The following is a 16,528-nucleotide window of genomic DNA, read 5'->3' as shown; positions in this document are numbered from 1 at the left end:
CCTACTGGACGGAGACCTTGTTGAACTTGTAGGACCCGAGTGGGAGGTACTTGCTCGGCTCCAGACCCTGGACGTTGGCGCCGTAGCCGTCGACCTGCTGGCGGAAGCCCCAGATGATGTAGCCGCCCTCGTTGTACTCGATCTCCTGGGCCTGGTGCAGCAGGTCGGCGCGCTTGGTCTCGTCGAGCTCCTGGGCCGCCTGGTCGACGAGGTTGCGGTGCTTCTCGTTGTCCCAGTGGGTCTCGTTGTAGGTGCCGCCGAGGTTGGGCGGGAAGGTGCCGACCACGGCCTGCGGGATGTAGTTGCGGGTGTTCCAGAAGTCCTGGGCGAACGGGTAGGAGAGGTAGTCGTCGCCGTAGAACGGGGTCTTCTTGGTGACCTTGACGTCGACGCCCGCCGCCTTGGCCTGCTGCGCGAACAGGTTGGCCGCCGCCGGCGCCACCGACCCGATGTCGTCGCCCGTGAACAGCTCGACCTGCAGACCCTCCTGGCCGGCCGACTTGAGCAGCGACTTGGCCTGGTCGATGTCCTGCTCGCGCTGCGGCAGGTCGCTGGCGTAGGCCACGTCGAACGGTGCGTACATGTCGTTGCCGAGCGAGCCGTAGCCGCTCAGCGTCTGCTCGATCATCTGGTTGCGGTCGACGATCAGCCGCAGCGCCTGGCGCACCTTGTTGTCGGAGAACGGCGCCGTGTCGACCCGCATCGTGAACGGCACCCACGCGCCGGTGTCGGACACCAGCGCCCCGCCGCCGGCACCCTTGATGGTGTCGATCAGGTTGTAGGGCAGGTTGTCGACGGTCTGGATCTGGCCGGCCTGCAGCGCGTTGACCTTGGCGCTGTCGTCGGCGAAGTCCTGGATCTGCAGCTCGTCGACGAAGGCCGCGTCGCCCCAGTAGTCGGCGTACTTCGTGAAGGTGCTGGTCTTGCCCGGCTCGAACGACTTGTAGGCGAACGCCCCGGTGCCGACCGGGTTGTTGATGTCGAAGTCGCTCGGGATGATGCCGAGGGTGTACTCCGCGAGCAGCGAGTCGAGGATCGCGTAGGGCACCTTGAGGACCAGCTGGAGCGTGGTGGGGTCGACCACCTTGGTCGACTGGAAGTCGATGATCTGGGCGAGCTGGCCGCCCGCCGAGAGCGGCGCCTTGGGGTTGGCGACCCGCTGGATGCTGAACCAGGCGTCGTCGGCGGTGACGTCCTTGCCGTTGTGGAAGGTGACGCCCTGGCGCATCTTGATGGTCCAGGTCTTGCCGTCCTTGGACGACTCGACGGACTCGGCCAGCGCCGGCTCGAGCTCGTAGTTGTTGTTCCAGAACAGCAGCGGCTCGTAGAGGTTGTTGACCCGCGCGATGTCGGGGTTGGTCACCGGCGCGTGCGGGTCGAGGGTGTCCTTGGTGCCGCCGCCGGTGGCGCCGTGAATCAGGATGCCGCCCGAGCCCTGGGCCCCGCCCCCACCACCGCTGCCGCCCCCGCCACCGGAGTCGCCGCCACAGGCACTCAGCAGACCGCCGCCGGCCACGGCCGCGGCCGCGAGGCTGGAGTACTGGAGGAAGAGCCTCCGGGAGAGGCCGTTTCCCTGGCCGTTGGTGCTGCCGCGATGCGAGGGTGAGTTCACCATCCGTACACCTCCTTGGGTGATGCGAACCTAGGGGTGATCCAGATCACGGTCAAGGGCAGTAGGGTCACGGTGTGGTGTCAGCCGCCGACGAAGGTCTCAGCGAGGCTTCTCCGCTGCGCTCGTCGCGTGTCCAGTCCGTGGACAGGGCGGTCCGGCTGCTCAGGTCGCTGGCCGAGAACGGCGACGACCAGAGCCTCGCAGACCTGGCCGCCGACACCGGTCTGAACCGGGCCACCGCCTGGCGGATCCTGACCACGCTGGCCGACCATCGGCTGGTCGCCTACGACCGGGCGCAGGCCCGCTGGTCGATCGGCGAGGGCCTCGTGGGACTGGTCTCGCCCCTCGACCTGGACCGGCTGGTCGCCGCCGCGCGCCCGGTCCTGGCCCACGTGGCCCTGCAGACCGGGGAGACCGCGGCCCTGGCCGTGCTGCGCGGGCGCTCGCTGGTCTACGTCGACGAGGTGACGCCGCCCGCGGTCGTCGCCGCGACCTGGAAGGGGCGGGAGGTCGCCCTGCACGCCACCTCCACGGGCAAGGTGGTGCTGGCCTTCGGCGGCACCCGCGGCCCCGAGCTCGCCGAGGACGCGGAGCTGCCGCGGTTCACCGACCGCACGATCACCTCGCCGGTCGAGCTCGGGGCCGAGCTGACTCAGGCCCGGGAGCGCGGCTACGCGGTCTGCCGGGGTGAGCTCGAGGCGACGTTGTACGGCGTCTCGGCGCCGATCTACTCGCCGTCGGGCGCCCTGCGTGCGGTGATCAGCGTGTGGGGACCCGCGGGCCGGCTGTCCGAGGACCGGTTCGCCGAGCTCGGGGCGGTGGTGGTCGACGCCGCCACCGCGATCAGCGGTCAGCGCTAGCCGGTCGCCCGCTCGATGCGGGGCGTGGGTCAGTCCATCGCCCGCAGGGCGCGCAGGTCCTCGGTCTCGTCGGCCGACGGCGGCCGCTCGGCGAGCAGCACCCGGACCCGGTGGACCTCGCCGTCGAAGGCGTTGTCGGCCGGCGGGTAGTCGGGCGAGACCGGGGAGCCGAGGTCGACGCCCACGTCGAGGGTCTCGTCGAAGGCGAGGTAGTAGGCCGCGGTCGCCGGCACCCGGCCGCGGGCCACGGACTCCCCGTCCACCAGGAGGTCCACGTCGGCGGGCCCGCCGGGAGGCCCGTCCTCGAAGGTGACCACGGCCGTCACGGTGGCCGCCCCCTCGGGGAGCACGCCACCCCGCACCACGGTGAGGTCGCGGCCGAACCGGTTGTAGGCGTAGCGCAGCTCGCCGGAGACGGCGTACAGCGACCAGCCGCCGAACCGGCCGCCCTGCGCCACCAGCACCCCCGTCGCCGCCGGCCCGGCGGTCAGGTCGACCTCGAGACGGTGCGTCCGGTTCTTGAGGTTGGGCGCGACCTCCTCGGTGAGCCGGCGGGTGCGGCCGTCGTAGTCGAAGTCGAGACGGCCGGCGCGCGGGTCGGCCCGGCCGGCGAGCTCGGGGTTCTCGCGCTCGGTCACCCGGTCGTCGAGCGGGAACACCTGGTGCCGGCCGGCCTCGGCCTCGAAGACCGCCTGCAGCTCGGCGACCCGGTCGGGGCGCTCGCCGGCGAGGTCGCGGGCCTGGCTCCAGTCGGCGGTGGTGTCGTAGAGCTCCCACCGGTCGTGGTCGAACGGGCGCGGCTCCTCGACCATCTTCCAGGGCACGGAGTGCTGTGCCGAGGCGGTCCAGCCGCGGTCGTAGATGCCGCGGTTGCCGATCATCTCGAAGTACTGCGTGGTGCGCTGGTCGGGCGCCTCGGCGTCGTCGAAGCAGTAGGCCATGCTGGTGCCCTCGAACCGCTGCTGCTGCACGCCGCCGACGCGGTCGGGCAGCTCGAGCCCCGCGGTCTCCAGCAGCGTCGGCAGGATGTCGATGACGTGGTGGAACTGGTGGCGGACGTCGCCGCGCTCCGCGATGCCGGCCGGCCAGTGGACGACCAGCCCGTCGCGGGTGCCGCCGAAGTGCGAGGCGACCTGCTTGGTCCACTGGTAGGGCGTGTTCATCGCGAGCGCCCAGCCGACGGGATAGAGCGCGTACGTCGTCGGGGAGCCGATCTCGTCGAGGGCGGCGTCCATGTCGTCGACGTCGTCGGCGAAGCCGTGGCCGACCAGGTGCTCGTGGGTGGTCCCCTCGATGCCACCCTCGCCGGAGGCGCCGTTGTCGCCCAGCAGGTAGACGAACACCGTGTCGTCGAGGTCGCCCCGCTCCTCGAGCGCCTCGAGCAGCCGGCCGACCTGGGCGTCGGTGTGCTCGGCGAAGCCCGCATAGGTCTCCATCAGGCGGGCCGCCACCCGACGAGCCGGCTCCGAGAGCTCGTCCCAGTGCGGGACGCCGTCGACCCAGGGCGCCAGCTCGGTCTCGGGCGGGACCACGCCGAGCTCCTTCTGGCGGGCGAGGATCCGCTCGCGGGCGACGTCCCAGCCGTCGTCGAACCGGCCGGCGTACCGCTGGATCCAGTCGGGCCACACGTGCAGCGGCGCGTGGGTCGCACCGAACGCCAGGTAGAGGAAGTACGGCGACTCGCCGTCCTGGCCGGCCACCCAGTCGACGGCGTGGTCGACCAGGTCCTCGCTGAGGTGGTAGCCCTGCTCGGGGAGCCGGTCGGGCTCGACCGGGGTCGTGTCGTCGTAGAGCAGCGGGTACCAGTGGTTCATCTCCGCGCCCATGAACCCGTAGAAGTGCTCGAAGCCCTCGCCGGTGGGCCACCGGTCGAACGGCCCGTCGGGCCCGATCTCGCTGGGCGGGGTCTGGTGCCACTTGCCGAACGCCGCGGTGCGGTAGCCGGCGCCGCGCAGGATCTGGGCGAGGGTGGCGGCCTGCTCGGGGCGGCGGCCGTTGTAGCCGGGATGGTCGGTGGACATCTCGGTGGTGACGCCCATGCCGACGGAGTGATGGTTACGCCCGGTCATCAGGGCCTGCCGGGTCGGCGAGCACAGCGCCGTCACGTGGAAGCGGCTGAACCGGAGCCCGCCCGCGGCCAGCCGGTCGGCCACCGGCATCCGCACCGGCCCGCCGTAGCAGCTCGACGCGCCGAAGCCCATGTCGTCGACCAACACCATCACGATGTTGGGGCGCCGCGGCGCCGTCGACCCGCTTCCTGACAATCCGACCTCCTCGACGTCCGCCGGCTGGATCCGGCGCCACGGCCTCGCCGGCCGGGGGCAGCCTGACAGACGAGAGGCCCGGCGCGCATCCGGACGGCCTCGACCGCTCGAGGCTCAGCCGATCATCAGGTCGTCGATCCCTCGTCGCTGTCGACCGCCCGGGTCGGGACCGACCGGACGCCCGACGGCGAGCATCGTGAGCACCTCCCACCCGTCGTCGATCCGCAGGTGTGCGGACAGGCCGTCGAGGTCGAAGGCGCGGAACTGCCGGCAGCCCAGTCCGAGCGCATGGGCCTGGATCGTCAGGTGGGCCACCGCCTGACCGACGTCGTACTCCGCGAAGTCGGAGTACGGCCAGTCAGTGCCGGCGACCCGACGGTGCACCAGGTTGACCACCAACGCAGAGGCGTCGGGTGCCCAGCGTCGCGAGCTCGGAGCCAGGAGGGGCACCAGCGCCGCGTGCTCGTCCGTGCCTCGCCGGGCCAGGTGGAAGGCCCACGGCTGCGAGTTGCCCGCTGACGGCGCCCATCGGGCCGCCTCCAGGAGCAGGGTGGCGTCGCGGTCCGTGAGGTCGCAGGCGGGGTCGAAGGTCAGCGGGCTATACCGGTCGCGCAGCAGCGGGTGCAGGTCGACACGATGGTCCATGGAAGGTACGACGCCGCGCGCCGGCAACACATTCCCGGCCGGTTCCCCGCAGCCCGTCAGGACGACGGCAACAGCTCGGCCGCCACGAACTCCGTCAGGATCCGGCGCATCTGGGGACCCGTGATCGTGGGACTCCCCGTCGCCACCTGGATGCCCAGCCCGTCGGCCAGGGCCGTGAAGCGGGTCGCCACGGCCGCGGCGTCGACGGGCCGGAAGACGCCCTGCCGTTGCCCGCGGACGATGGTCCGCTCGACGACGCTCCGCCAGCCCTGGTAGTAGCGATGGTGAACGGCGCGCAGGTCGGGCCGCAGCGCCGACTCGGCCCAGACTTGCAGCCAGACGCTCCACTCGCGCCGCACCTGCCCGGTGTCGGGGACCTGGTGGTCGATCAGGAGCTCCAGCCGGGCGCGGGCGTCGTCCTCCTCGCGCAGCGCCTCGCGCTGGCGCTCGAAGGCACGGCGTACGGCGTCGTCCATCGCCGCCGCGAGCACCTCCTGCTTGCTGGCGAAGTGGTAGTGCACCGCGGCCGGGCTGGTGACCTGACAGCGCCGCGATGTCGGCGACCCGCACCGCGTGCATGCCGCGCTCGGAGATCAGCTCCCACGCGGCGGCGACGTAGCGGTCCCGGCGGTCGTCCGTGCGGCTCGGCTCCGGGTCCGCCTCACCGATCGCCGGCGCCGGGCCGCGCCCCTCGAGCAGCCAGGTGAGGTCGACCTCGGCGAGCTCGGCGATCCGCACGGCTTCGGCGAGCGTCAGCCGCCGGACACCGTGGAGCGACTTGGACAGCTGGGTGGGGCCGAGCCCGATCTCGCGGGCCGCCGCGCGATGAGTCGGCGCGATCCGGCGCAGCGCCAGGCGGAGCCGGGCGGGGAGGGCGTCGTCCACGCGGAGCAGACTAGCGCGGGCCGTTGCCATGATCGCAACCCAGTCGCCGGCTGAGGGCCGAGAGTGCCATGCTTCTGGGACCTTCGGTCCCATCCATGACTGATCTGTCAGTCAGATCCACCCGAGGAGATCGCCGTGTTCGACTTCGCCATGACCGACGAGCAGCGTGCCGTCGTCGAGGTGACGCGCGCGTTCGTGGAGCGCGAGCTCTACCCCCACGAGGAGGAGGTCGAGCGCACCGGCGTGCTCCGGCCCGAGCTGGCGACCGAGCTGCGGGCCAAGGCCCTCGCGGCCGGGCTCTATGCCGCCAACATGCCCGAGGAGGTCGGCGGCGCCGGGCTCGATGCCGTCACGCTGGTGCTGGTCGAGAAGGAGCTCGGCAAGGCGAGCTATGCACTGCAGTACACGACCGTCGCCCGCCCCTCGAACATCCTGATGGCCGGCACCCCCGAGCAGCAGGAGCGCTACACGCTCCCCTGCGTGCGCGGCGAGCGCATCGACTGCCTCGCGATGACCGAGCCGGACGCCGGTTCCGACGTCCGCGCGATCCGCACCCGAGCCGTCCGCGAGCCGGGCGGCTGGCGGATCCACGGCACCAAGCACTTCATCAGCCACGCCGACGAGGCCGACTTCGTGATCCTCCTCGCGCGCACCGGCACCGACGACGCCGGCCGCGGCACGATGTCGATCTTCCTGGTCGACCTGGACACTCCTGGGGTGTCGGTGCGCGAGGGCTACCGCAACGTCTCCCACCGCGGCTACACCAACTCGATCCTCGACTTCGACGAGGTGCATGTGCCGGCCGACGCGCTGCTGGGTGAGGAGGGCGAGGGCTTCGCGCTGGCCGGCACCTGGCTCGGCGCGACCCGCCTGCAGGTGGCCGCCACCTGTCTGGGTCGGGCCGAGCGGGCGCTGGAGCTGTCGGTCGGCCATGCCGCGACCCGGCAGCAGTTCGGCCAGCCGATCGGGCGCTTCCAGGGGGTCGGGTTCAAGCTCGCCGACATGACCACCGAGCTGCGGGCCGCCGAGCTGCTGACGCTCCACGCCGCGTGGAAGGCCGACCGGGGCACGGCGACCGACGCCGACATGGCGATGGCCAAGGTGAAGGCCAGCGAGGTACTCGCGATGGTCGCCGACGAGGCGATCCAGATCCACGGCGGCATGGGGCTGATGGACGAGCTGCCGCTGGAGCGGATCTGGCGCGACGCCCGGATCGAGCGGATCTGGGACGGCACCTCGGAGATCCAACGGCACATCATCGCCCGCTCGCTGCTGCGGCCACTGGGAGCATGAGCCCCATGACCGAGTCCCCCACGCCGGGCCCGACGCTCCGCACCCGCCGCGACGGTCGGGTCCTCGAGGTGACCCTCGACCGGCCGCCCGCCAACGCCATCGACCTGACCACCAGCCGGGCGATGGGCGAGGTGTTCGCGGACTTCCGCGACGACCCCGAGCTGCGGGTCGCGATCCTGCGCACCGAGGGCGACCGCTTCTTCTGCGCGGGCTGGGACCTCAAGGCCGCGGCCGGCGGTGACCCGGTCGACGGCGACTACGGCGTCGGTGGCTTCGGCGGGCTGCAGGAGCTCCCCGATCTCAACAAGCCGGTGATCGCCGCGGTGCACGGCATGGCGGTGGGCGGCGGCTTCGAGCTGGCGCTGTCGTGCGACCTGATCTATGCCTCGTCGGTCACGCGCTTCGGGCTGCCCGAGATCAACGCCGGCACCCTCGCCGACGCGGCCACGGTCCGGCTGCCGAAGCGGATGCCCTACCACGTGGCGATGGAGCTCCTGCTGACCGGACGCTGGATGGCCGCCGACGAGGCCGCCCGCTGGGGGCTGGTCAACGAGGTGCTGCCCGACGAGGACGCCGTACTCCTGCGCGCGTGGGAGGTCGCCCGCCTGCTCGCCGACGGTCCCCCTCTGGTCTTCGCCGCGATCAAGGAGACCTCCCGGGCCGCCGAGTCGCTGGGCTTCCAGGACGCGATGGACCTGGTCACCTCGGGGTCGCTGCCGACGGTCGCCGCGCTCTATGCGTCGGAGGACCAGCTCGAAGGTGCCCGGGCCTTCGCCGAGAAGCGACCACCCGTCTGGAAGGGCCGCTAGCCCGGCGCTACTCCTCGCCGCGGCCGGCGGCGGTGTTGAGGTGCGACTGCGAGTCCCGCTCCAGGCTCAGCGCGCCGCCTGTCGCGTAATAGCGCTTGCCGGCGACGAGGAGCTCCTCGGCAGGGAACTTGGTGATCACCTCGGCACCGTCGGCCCGGACGATCACCTCCTCCTCGATCCGGGCCGCACCCCAGCCGTCCTTGGCCGGCCAGTAGGTCTCCAGGGCGAAGACCATGCCCTCCTCCAGCACCTCGGGCGCGTCGAAGGACGTGTAGCGGCTGAAGATCGGCCGCTCCCAGATGCTCAGGCCGACGCCGTGGCCGTACTGCAGCGCGAACGCCGCCTCCTCGGACGGGAAGCCGAACTCCTCCGCGGTGGGCCAGACCTCACAGACATCGGCGGTCGTGACCCCGGGCTTGACCATCGCGATCGCCTTGTCCATGTACTCCCGGCAGATCTTGTAGGCGTCGCGCTGTGCGGTCGAGGCACTCCCCACGGCGAAGGTGCGGTAGTAGCAGGTGCGATAGCCGTTGTAGGAGTGCAGGATGTCGAAGAACGCCGGGTCCCCGGGCCGGATGATGCGGTCGGAGAAGACGTGCGGGTGCGGAGAGCACCGCTCCCCGGAGATGGCGTTGACCCCCTCGACGTGCTCCGAGCCGAGGTCGAACAGGGTCTTGCTGACCAGGCCGACGCACTCGTTCTCGCGGACCCCGGGGCGCAGGAACTCATAGAGGTCCTCGTAGGCCGCATCGACCATGGAGGCGGCCTGAGTCAACAGGCCGATCTCGTCGGGAGTCTTGATCCGGCGGGCCTCGAGGAAGACCTGCTGGCCGTCGACGACCCGGATCCCCAGCTGCTGGAGGGCGAAGAGCACCGGCATCTCCACGATGTCGACGCCCACGGGCTCGTTCTGGAGCCCGCGCTCGGCGAGCACCTCGTAGATCTTCTTGGCGACGTCCTCGGCGCGGCGGGCCCCTTCGCCGATGGCGCCGCGAAGCGTCGAGATGCCCGCACGGGCTCCCGAGCCGACCTCCGCCTGGGCGCCGTGGTGCGGCTCGTGACCCGTCATGCCGGCGTCGGTGTGCGCGGCGTCCAGCCAGGTCGCGTGGAGCTGGTGGTGACGCGCCGCGGAGCCGAAGTCCCACAGCACCGGGGCACCGCCGCGCGGCAGCACCGCGAAGCGGATCATCTTGTCCATCGCCCAGGTGCCGATGTGGGTGCCGGTCATGTAGCGGATGTTGTGGAAGTCGAAGGTCACCACGGACCCGAGGTCGGACTGCTTGAGTGCATCGTTGAGCCTGGCCAGGCGCTGCGTCCGCAGCCGCTGCATGTCCAGCCGGTCTTCCCAGTCGACGCTCATGGGCCCGTAAGTGGGTGACGCCATCTCCACTCCCTTCGTTAACTCTAACTTAACAGGATGGGTAGGTTCTTCGCTAGGACTGAACACCGTTGTCCAGGGAGGCGCGGGTGACCTGGGCAATGGCCGACCAGTCGGACTCGCCCAGCCCGGCGGCGATCGCCTGTTCGAAGACCTCGGTCAGCACCCCACCGGTCGGGAGGGTCAGCCCGGCGCGCTCGGCGGCGGCGAGGGCGAGGTTGAGGTCCTTCAGGCCGAGGGTGGCCGTGAAGCCGGGAGGGAGGTAGCGCTCCTCGGCGATCATCGCGCCGTAGGTGGCGTAGACGACGCCGGGGAAGAGGCTGTCCCCCAGCACCTCGACGAAACGCGAGGTGTCGATGCCCGACTGCTCGAGCACCGCGATCGACTCCCCCATCGCCTCGAGCGCATGGATGATCAGGTAGTTGGTTGCCACCTTCACCCGCAGGCTGTTGCCCACCTCCTCGGCGGTCTCCCCGAACCTCCAGGTCCGCTTGCCCAGTGCGTCGAACACCGGCTGAGCACGCTCCAACGCAGCCGCCTCGCCGGAGCACAGGACCGTCAGTTGGCCGGCCGCGGCCAGGGGTGAGCGGCCGAGGACCGGCGCGGCGACGAAGCCGACGCCGTGCCGCTCATGGAGCGCGGCCATCGACTCAGCGGTGAGGGGGTCGATGGTGGCCATGGAGATGTGCACGCTGCCCTCCGGCAGCGCCGGAAGCAGCTCCTCCCCGAACACCTGCTCGAGGGCGGCGTCGTGGGCGAGCATCGAGACCGCCAGCCCGTCGGCGAACACACCGTGCGGCCCTTCGGCCACCCGGGCCCCGCGCTCCACCAGCTCGGGCGGTACGCCGGAGCGGTTCCACACCGTCACCTGGAAGTCGCGGTCGAGCAGGCGCGAGGCCATCGCGGCACCCATGGTGCCGCTGCCGATGAGACCGACGGAGAGCACGAGCATCAACTCCTAGGATGTGACCAGCGGGCAGCGGGCACCCGACGCGGGCCACCCCGCGTCACTCTGTATAGTACGGATGAACACTCGACACCTTCTCCGGGGGAACCGTGGACAACGAGATCGGACCTCGCCTTCGCGAGGCACGCACGGCCCGCGGGTCGAGCCTGCGGAGCGTCGCCCAGGCGGTGGGCGTCTCCGCCTCGCTCCTGTCCCAGGTGGAGACGGGCAAGACCCAGCCCTCGGTCTCGACGCTCTACGCCATCGTCAACCACCTCGGCATTTCGCTCGACGACCTGCTGGGCATCGGGTCGACGTCGGCCACCTCCGACCAGCAGGCCTCCGGTGCCGCCCCGACCCAGCCGCCCGTGCAGCGGTCCGAGGACAACCCGGTCCTCGAGATGGAGAACGGCGTCCGCTGGGAGCGGCTGGCGGGTGGGCTGGACGATGCCACCGAGTCGCTGCTCGTCACCTATGCCCCCGGAGCCGCGAGCTCGATCGAGGGCAAGCTGATGCGGCACTCGGGCGTGGAGTTCGCCTACCTCGTCGAGGGCGAGCTCACCCTGCAGCTCGAGTTCGACACCTACGTGCTTCGCCCGGGCGACTCCTTGCAGTTCGACTCGGTGCGTCCGCACCTCTACCACAACCACGGTGACGTCCCTGCGCGCGGCATCTGGGTCGTGATCGGGCGTCGCGCACAGAACCTGTCGCTGCCGGCGGCGCCGCAGCTCGGCGAGGTCGCCAACGGCGGCGCGACCCTCACCTCTGCGGTCGACGTCCTCGCAGCCATGGAGCGCCTGCAGCCTCAACAGGCCGAGCCTTCCTCCTGAGGACGACGCGAGTGGTCGGCCGGGCGCGGCGCTGCCGCCCACGGGTCGACGAGCAGCTTGTTGTGCTGTGTCCTCCCCTCCGCCAGCGGCACCAGCCCTCGGTCGACGACCTCGGCGAGCGAGATCACCTCGGGGGCCATCGACATCCAGTCGAGATCGAGCTCGAGCAGCCGGACCGCCTCGGGGAGGTCCTGGGCCAGCACGTGCGCCACCGTGCCGATCACCGAGAACTCGTCGAGGGTCCAGCGCGCGAGCGCGGCGGGGAACGGCTCACGCTGGATCCCCACCGGCACCACTGTGCCGCCCCGCGGGACCGCGGCGAACGCCTCCTCGAGGCCGGGGCGGACCCGCTCGCCTCGAAGATCACGTCGGCGCGCAGCTCGCGGGCGGCGAGGAAGTCCGCGAGCGGGGTGGTTCCGGCCAGCACGACCTCGGTCGCGCCCAGTCGCTTCGCGAGACCAAGTCGCTCGCGGTCGAGATCGGACACCACGACGGTGGCGCCCAGGGCTGAGGCCGCGACCGTCAGGTAGCCGCCGATGCCGCCCACGCCGATCACGACGGCGACCTGTCCCGCAACCAGGCCGCTGCGGCGTACGGCATGCACGGCGATGGCCATCGGCTGGGCCATCGCGAGCGTGTCGACGCTCAGCCCCGTGTCGCTGACGTCGAACAGCGTGGAGGCGGGGACCACGGCGTGACCGGCCAAGCCCCCGTCGCGGTCGAAGCCCACGGTGTGGTAGCCCAGGCACAGGTTGGTGCGGCCCTCCCGGCACCGCGAGCAGGAGCCGCACGAGACCCCCGCGCCGCTGACGACCGTCGCGCCGACGGCGAGACCGTCGACGTCTTCTCCGACCTCCTCCACCACGCCGACGAACTCGTGGCCCAGCACGACCGGCGGGACGGCCAGCACCGGTCCATGCGACCACTCGGCGCCGTCACTGCCGCACATGCCGCAGGCCCGCACCCGCACCAACGCGTCGGCGGGACCGAGCTCCGCGAGCGTCCGATCCTCGATGCGCACGTCGCCGGCCGCGTGGAAGACGGCCGCCCGGGTCATGACAGCATCGCCCGCTCCACCTCGAGCTGGGCGGCGTCCCGGCTCTCGATCATCCACTCGAGCCAGTCGGCATAGACAGCCCGGTGCGCGTCGGAGTCGAGGTACGCCGACAGCCCGGCCTCGTCGTCGACGACGGCCGCGACCGCGAAGTCGGCCCCGGGGCGCAGCCGGAGGTTGGTGCCACAGACATAGCTGCGGATCTCGGGGATGGAGGCGGCCATGGTGCGCAGGCCGGCCGTCAGACCCGCCACGTCCTCCTCGGTGACCGTCGGCTTCCAGCGGAAGGTCGCCACATGCAGGATCACCCGTTGTTCTCCCCGCCGTAGGAGTAGGGGTTCGGGATCGGCTCGTCCTCGGGGAGCTCGGGGTGCATGCCCGCGTCCCACTGGTCGCCGATCGTGCCGCGGACGAACTCCACGGAGGCGGCCACGGCGTCGCGGGCCGGCCCCACGTCGAGGTCGATGCGCCGGCCGTCGTACTTCACGACCTTGCCGTCGACGACGACCGTGTGGATGTCGGCCGTGTTGGCCTGGTAGACCACGTGCGCGTAGGGGTTGAGGATCGGCGTCATCGCCGGCGACTGGTCGTTCTTGATCAGCAGGAGGTCGGCCTTCTTGCCGACCGTGATCGAGCCGATCGAGTCCTCCATGCCCAGTGAGGCGGCGCCGCCCATGGTCGCCGCGCGGACGATGTCCTCGGCGCGCATCTTGTTGGCCACGATGGTCTCGCCCTTCGCGTGGGCCTCGAGGTGGTCACGCGACCGGTCGGCGCTGAGCGTGGCTCGCATCGCCGAGAAGAAGTCCGCACTCCACCACACACTGGTGTCCATCGACAGTGAGAAGGGAATGCCGTGACGGCGGATCGCCCAGGTCGAGGGATAGCCCTGCCCGGCGCTCTGCTCGCTCTCGGTCGCCACCGAGACGGTGCCGCCCGTCGCCGCGATCATCTGATAGCTGTCCGCGCTCAGGCTCGAGGCGTGCACGTAGGTCACGTCCGGCCCCATGCACCCCGCGTCGTACATCCGCTTGACCTGGTCGTCACCGTTGGCACCCCACACGCCGGCGTGGGTGGTGACCCGCAGCCCCAGGTCGCGAGCGGCCCGGAACGCGGCCTCCTCCTGGAAGGTCTCCGCGTCGGTGACGTCGAAGGCGACACCCAGCGTCACCAGGTCGCTCTTGGTGGCGTTGCGCTCGACGAAGGCCTTGAACTCGGGCGAGGTGGACCAGTCCCAGGGAGCACCCATGTAGTTGCCGTAGGCCAGCACGAACCGTCCGGGGATCTCCTGGAACGCCTGGAGCGCGGCCTCGCCGTGGTCGGGGGTGCGCAGTCCGTGCGACCAGTCCAGCGTCGTCGTCACCCCGGTGTCGACGGACTCCAGGGCGCTCAGCAGGTTGCCGGCGTAGATGTCCTCGGGCCGGAAGATGTCACCCCAGGTGAGGTAGTAGAAGACGAAGTACTGGCTCAGCGCCCAGTCGCCGCCGTAGCCGCGCAGCGCGGTCTGCCACATGTGCCGGTGGGTGTCGACCATGCCGGGCATCAGGATGCCGCCGCGGGCGTCGATCTCGATCGCGGACTCCGGGGCCTCGAGCTGGGGACCGACCGCGGCGATCTTGTCGTCGACCACGAGCACGTCGGCGTCGTCGAGGACCCCCTGGGAGTCCACGGTGATCACGAGTGCGTTGCGGAAGACGAGCGGACGACCAGCCTCGAACTCACGGGGACCGAGATCAGCCATGGCGTTTCCTCCTGGTAGACAATTTAAGCATTACTGCACACACTACTGAACGGACGGCCGCCCGGCTAGGGTCCGGACACGGGCACCGGAGAACCGGTCGTGGACAGGCCGGGTGAACAGACCGAGGGGCAGGGAGGTGCCATGACCGGACGGCGGGTGGCCGTGCTCGGCTCGGGGGCCAACGGCACGTCGATCGGCGTCGACCTGGCCCGCGCGGGGGTCGACGTGACGCTGATCGAGCAGTGGCCCGGCCACGTCGAGGCGATCCGCACCACCGGCGCCCGGGTGGCGGTCGGGGCCGAGGTGCAGGTGGCGCACCCGCCGGCCCTGCACCTGTGCCAGGTCGCCGACCTGCTGCGGCACAGCGGGTCCGTGGAGCTGTTCGGCGACATCCGCTCGGCGAAGTGGATGAAGCTCGTGAGCAACTGCTCGGTGCTGGTGCCGACCGCGGCTCTGAACCTGCCGATGGCCGACGCCATCGAGGTGCCGGGGTTCCGAGCGCTGATGGTCGCGGCGGGCCAGGAGGCGCTGGACGTCGGAGTCGCTCGGGGGCACGCGATGCTGCCGATCTTCGGGCTGGAGGGCGACGACATCGCCCGGCCCGACCAGGTGGTCGAGGTGATGCTGGACCGGCTCTACGAGCGGTTCGTCAAGCCCGGCGCGACGACCACGATCCTGCACGACTGGGAGAAGGGACGGCGCAGCGAGGCGGGCGACCTCAACGGCCTGGTCGGTCGCCTGGGCCGGGAGCTGGGGGTGCCCACACCGGTGAACGACGCCGTGCACGCGCTGGCCCGCGAGGTCGAGACGGGCCGGCGCAGCCCGGATCCGGGAAACGCTCGTGTCCTTCTGGCAGCGCTGGGCTGACGGCGCCACCCCGGGCTCAGGTGACGTTGACCGCCCGGTCGACGTACAGGTTCTGCGCGGACATCCCCTGGTTGTCCAGCAGGAAGCGGGTGACGCCCACGACGTCGGCCATCGTGGCCAGCTCCCCGCCGGGCGTGCGGGCCTTGACCGCGTCGAGCGCGGCCAGCTTGTCGGCCCAGAACGGGCTGTCCCCGATGATGCCCGGGTGGATCGCGTTGACGCGGATGGGCGCCAGCTCGAGCGCCAGCGTCGTGACCATGCCGGTCACCCCGCCGTTGATGGTGGAGACCGTCGTCGACCCGGGGTACGGCGCGTCCTTGGCGCGACCGCCGAACAGGACGACGCCGGTGGCCCGCTCGGGCACGAGCCGCTCCCCGAGCGCGTGGATCACCTCGGTGTAGCCGACGAGCTTCAGCGTGACCAGCGCGATGGCGCCGGCGATGTCGTAGTCCTTGACGGTGTTGGCGTCGCGATAGATGGCCGACAGCACCAGCCCGTTGACCGGCCCCAGCCCGGACAGCGCGGCCGCGATGGTCTCCGGCGCCGAGAGGTCGAGCGCGAGACCGGTGGCCGCCCCGTCGATCGTGGCCGCGACGTCGCGGGTGCGCGCCTCGTCGCGACCGGTGATCACCACGTGCTCGCCGCGGCGTGCGGCGTCCTTGGCGATCTCGAGGCCGATGCCGGAGGTGCCTCCGACGACGACGGTGGTGCGGGTGGGTTCGCTCACGATGGTCCTCTTTCGGTCAATGGTCGTCGTGGTGGTGGTCGGGGCCGGCGGCCGACCCGGTCACCGACGGTGCGTGGTCGCCCTAGGGCCCCAGCAGCAGGTCGAGGTTGTCGCGACTCCGTTCCAGGTCCCGGCCTCGATCCGGGTGGCCAGCTCGACGGTGCGGGCGTTGTGGGGTGCCTTCTCACCCTGCCCCTCGAGGACCTTCACCACCAGTCCGTTGACGTCCTCGACCTCAGCGCGCCTGCCCTTCATCCAGTCCTGGAGCACGGTGGTCAGCGTGTCCGGTCGGGAGAACCGCTCCAGCACCTCGCCCAGCAGGTCCTCGGCGTACTGGTCGGGACCCGTCACGTCCTTGTCGGTGAGCCCGAAGATCGGGACCAACGTGCAGCCGTCGGCGATGGCGGCGCGGGCGGCCTCCTTGCCGCACTCGACCATGAACTCGTGCACGCCGGGGATCCGACCGCCTCGGCCAGGGGCGCGTCGAGGATCGCGGAGGGCACCAGCTCTCCGGCGTTGGCCACCAGCTTCATCCACTTCGACGACCTGATGTCGGTGGAGATCTCGACCTCGCCCGCATGGCGGAGCACCTGACGGACCTCCTCCTCGCGCCCCCGGGC

The 16,528-nt window shown here is 71.2% G+C and carries 18 protein-coding genes; 6 read left to right on the top strand and 12 right to left on the bottom strand.

Annotation, left to right across the window (positions count from 1 at the left end; all coding sequences use genetic code 11):
- Position 1: 1 nt before the first annotated feature.
- On the bottom strand, positions 2-1,615 hold the full coding sequence (locus R2740_RS03045; protein WP_371301220.1) for an ABC transporter substrate-binding protein: 1,614 nt from the start codon (positions 1,613-1,615) through the stop codon (positions 2-4).
- A 137-nt stretch (positions 1,616-1,752) separates the two neighbouring features.
- On the opposite strand from R2740_RS03045, the gene R2740_RS03040 reads away from it, so the two are divergent.
- On the top strand, positions 1,753-2,472 hold the full coding sequence (locus R2740_RS03040; protein ID WP_371301219.1) for an IclR family transcriptional regulator: 720 nt from the start codon (positions 1,753-1,755) through the stop codon (positions 2,470-2,472).
- Between the two features lie 29 nt (positions 2,473-2,501).
- Here the strand turns inward: R2740_RS03040 and R2740_RS03035 are convergent, their stop codons facing one another.
- The 3 genes from R2740_RS03035 to R2740_RS03025 all read right to left on the bottom strand — a co-directional run bounded on the left by R2740_RS03035 (position 2,502) and on the right by R2740_RS03025 (position 5,902).
- Positions 2,502-4,736, bottom strand: a complete 2,235-nt coding sequence (locus tag R2740_RS03035; protein ID WP_371301218.1) for an arylsulfatase — start codon at positions 4,734-4,736, stop codon at positions 2,502-2,504.
- A gap of 114 nt (positions 4,737-4,850) precedes the next feature.
- Entirely contained in the window at positions 4,851-5,381 is a 531-nt protein-coding gene (locus tag R2740_RS03030) for a nitroreductase family protein (protein ID WP_371301217.1), read from the bottom strand.
- A 56-nt stretch (positions 5,382-5,437) separates the two neighbouring features.
- Complete coding sequence (locus R2740_RS03025; protein WP_371301216.1) at positions 5,438-5,902, bottom strand: TetR family transcriptional regulator C-terminal domain-containing protein; 465 nt, start codon at positions 5,900-5,902, stop codon at positions 5,438-5,440.
- Between the two features lie 499 nt (positions 5,903-6,401).
- Here R2740_RS03025 and R2740_RS03020 point away from each other — a divergent pair, with 499 nt between their 5' ends.
- Both R2740_RS03020 and R2740_RS03015 read left to right on the top strand, forming a co-directional pair.
- Positions 6,402-7,559 (top strand): acyl-CoA dehydrogenase family protein, encoded by a 1,158-nt coding sequence (locus R2740_RS03020; protein WP_371301215.1) that lies wholly within the window; start codon positions 6,402-6,404, stop codon positions 7,557-7,559.
- Positions 7,560-7,564: 5 nt separating this feature from the next.
- Positions 7,565-8,368, top strand: a complete 804-nt coding sequence (locus R2740_RS03015) for an enoyl-CoA hydratase-related protein (protein WP_371301214.1) — start codon at positions 7,565-7,567, stop codon at positions 8,366-8,368.
- A 7-nt stretch (positions 8,369-8,375) separates the two neighbouring features.
- On the opposite strand, the gene R2740_RS03010 is transcribed toward R2740_RS03015, so the two are convergent.
- Both R2740_RS03010 and R2740_RS03005 read right to left on the bottom strand, forming a co-directional pair.
- Positions 8,376-9,752, bottom strand: coding sequence for a M24 family metallopeptidase (locus tag R2740_RS03010; RefSeq protein WP_371301213.1), 1,377 nt, complete (start codon positions 9,750-9,752; stop codon positions 8,376-8,378).
- A 49-nt stretch (positions 9,753-9,801) separates the two neighbouring features.
- Positions 9,802-10,698 (bottom strand): NAD(P)-dependent oxidoreductase, encoded by an 897-nt coding sequence (locus tag R2740_RS03005; RefSeq protein WP_371301212.1) that lies wholly within the window; start codon positions 10,696-10,698, stop codon positions 9,802-9,804.
- Positions 10,699-10,802: 104 nt separating this feature from the next.
- Between R2740_RS03005 and R2740_RS03000 the strand changes: the two genes are divergently transcribed.
- Positions 10,803-11,522 (top strand): cupin domain-containing protein, encoded by a 720-nt coding sequence (locus R2740_RS03000; RefSeq protein ID WP_371301211.1) that lies wholly within the window; start codon positions 10,803-10,805, stop codon positions 11,520-11,522.
- Here R2740_RS03000 and R2740_RS02995 read toward each other — a convergent pair.
- From R2740_RS02995 to R2740_RS02980, 4 genes are read right to left on the bottom strand one after another with little or no spacing between them, the layout of a single operon-like run.
- Entirely contained in the window at positions 11,498-11,809 is a 312-nt protein-coding gene (locus tag R2740_RS02995) for a hypothetical protein (RefSeq protein ID WP_371301210.1), read from the bottom strand. The genes R2740_RS03000 and R2740_RS02995 overlap by 25 nt on opposite strands.
- Positions 11,743-12,579, bottom strand: coding sequence for a zinc-binding dehydrogenase (locus R2740_RS02990; protein ID WP_371301209.1), 837 nt, complete (start codon positions 12,577-12,579; stop codon positions 11,743-11,745). Before R2740_RS02990 ends, R2740_RS02995 begins: the two co-directional genes overlap by 67 nt.
- Positions 12,576-12,884, bottom strand: coding sequence for a Dabb family protein (locus R2740_RS02985; protein WP_371301208.1), 309 nt, complete (start codon positions 12,882-12,884; stop codon positions 12,576-12,578). The genes R2740_RS02990 and R2740_RS02985 overlap by 4 nt, the downstream gene beginning before the upstream one ends.
- Entirely contained in the window at positions 12,881-14,314 is a 1,434-nt protein-coding gene (locus tag R2740_RS02980) for an amidohydrolase family protein (protein WP_371301207.1), read from the bottom strand. Before R2740_RS02980 ends, R2740_RS02985 begins: the two co-directional genes overlap by 4 nt.
- A 141-nt stretch (positions 14,315-14,455) precedes the next feature.
- Between R2740_RS02980 and R2740_RS02975 the strand changes: the two genes are divergently transcribed.
- Entirely contained in the window at positions 14,456-15,181 is a 726-nt protein-coding gene (locus tag R2740_RS02975; RefSeq protein WP_371301206.1) for a ketopantoate reductase family protein, read from the top strand.
- Positions 15,182-15,197: 16 nt separating this feature from the next.
- On the opposite strand, the gene R2740_RS02970 is transcribed toward R2740_RS02975, so the two are convergent.
- Together R2740_RS02970 and R2740_RS02965 are read right to left on the bottom strand one after the other, a co-directional pair.
- The gene (locus R2740_RS02970; protein WP_371301205.1) at positions 15,198-15,908 is read right to left on the bottom strand and encodes an SDR family NAD(P)-dependent oxidoreductase; all 711 of its coding nucleotides are present in this window, start codon (positions 15,906-15,908) and stop codon (positions 15,198-15,200) included.
- A gap of 60 nt (positions 15,909-15,968) precedes the next feature.
- Positions 15,969-16,358, bottom strand: coding sequence for a ketopantoate reductase family protein (locus R2740_RS02965; RefSeq protein WP_371301204.1), 390 nt, complete (start codon positions 16,356-16,358; stop codon positions 15,969-15,971).
- Between R2740_RS02965 and R2740_RS02960 the strand changes: the two genes are divergently transcribed.
- Entirely contained in the window at positions 16,353-16,502 is a 150-nt protein-coding gene (locus tag R2740_RS02960) for a hypothetical protein (RefSeq protein ID WP_371301203.1), read from the top strand. The two genes, R2740_RS02965 and R2740_RS02960, sit on opposite strands and share 6 nt — an antisense overlap.
- Positions 16,503-16,528: the final 26 nt, after the last annotated feature.

This window comes from Nocardioides sp. (assembly GCF_041393715.1).
GTDB lineage: Bacteria > Actinomycetota > Actinomycetes > Propionibacteriales > Nocardioidaceae > Nocardioides.
The sequence above is the reverse complement of the archived record's forward strand: the minus strand, read 5'-3'. Positions and strand labels throughout refer to the sequence as shown.

Bases quoted from the DNA above. Each gene is read 5' to 3' on its own strand.
- R2740_RS03030 (WP_371301217.1), bottom strand. From the start codon at position 5,381: ATGGACCATCGTGTCGACCTGCACCCGCTGCTGCGCGACCGGTATAGC.
- R2740_RS03005 (WP_371301212.1), bottom strand. From the start codon at position 10,698: ATGCTCGTGCTCTCCGTCGGTCTCATCGGCAGCGGCACCATGGGTGCC.
- R2740_RS03045 (WP_371301220.1), bottom strand. From the start codon at position 1,615: ATGGTGAACTCACCCTCGCATCGCGGCAGCACCAACGGCCAGGGAAAC.
- R2740_RS02975 (WP_371301206.1), top strand. From the start codon at position 14,456: ATGACCGGACGGCGGGTGGCCGTGCTCGGCTCGGGGGCCAACGGCACG.
- R2740_RS03015 (WP_371301214.1), top strand. From the start codon at position 7,565: ATGACCGAGTCCCCCACGCCGGGCCCGACGCTCCGCACCCGCCGCGAC.
- R2740_RS02980 (WP_371301207.1), bottom strand. From the start codon at position 14,314: ATGGCTGATCTCGGTCCCCGTGAGTTCGAGGCTGGTCGTCCGCTCGTC.
- R2740_RS03010 (WP_371301213.1), bottom strand. From the start codon at position 9,752: ATGGCGTCACCCACTTACGGGCCCATGAGCGTCGACTGGGAAGACCGG.
- R2740_RS02990 (WP_371301209.1), bottom strand. From the start codon at position 12,579: ATGACCCGGGCGGCCGTCTTCCACGCGGCCGGCGACGTGCGCATCGAG.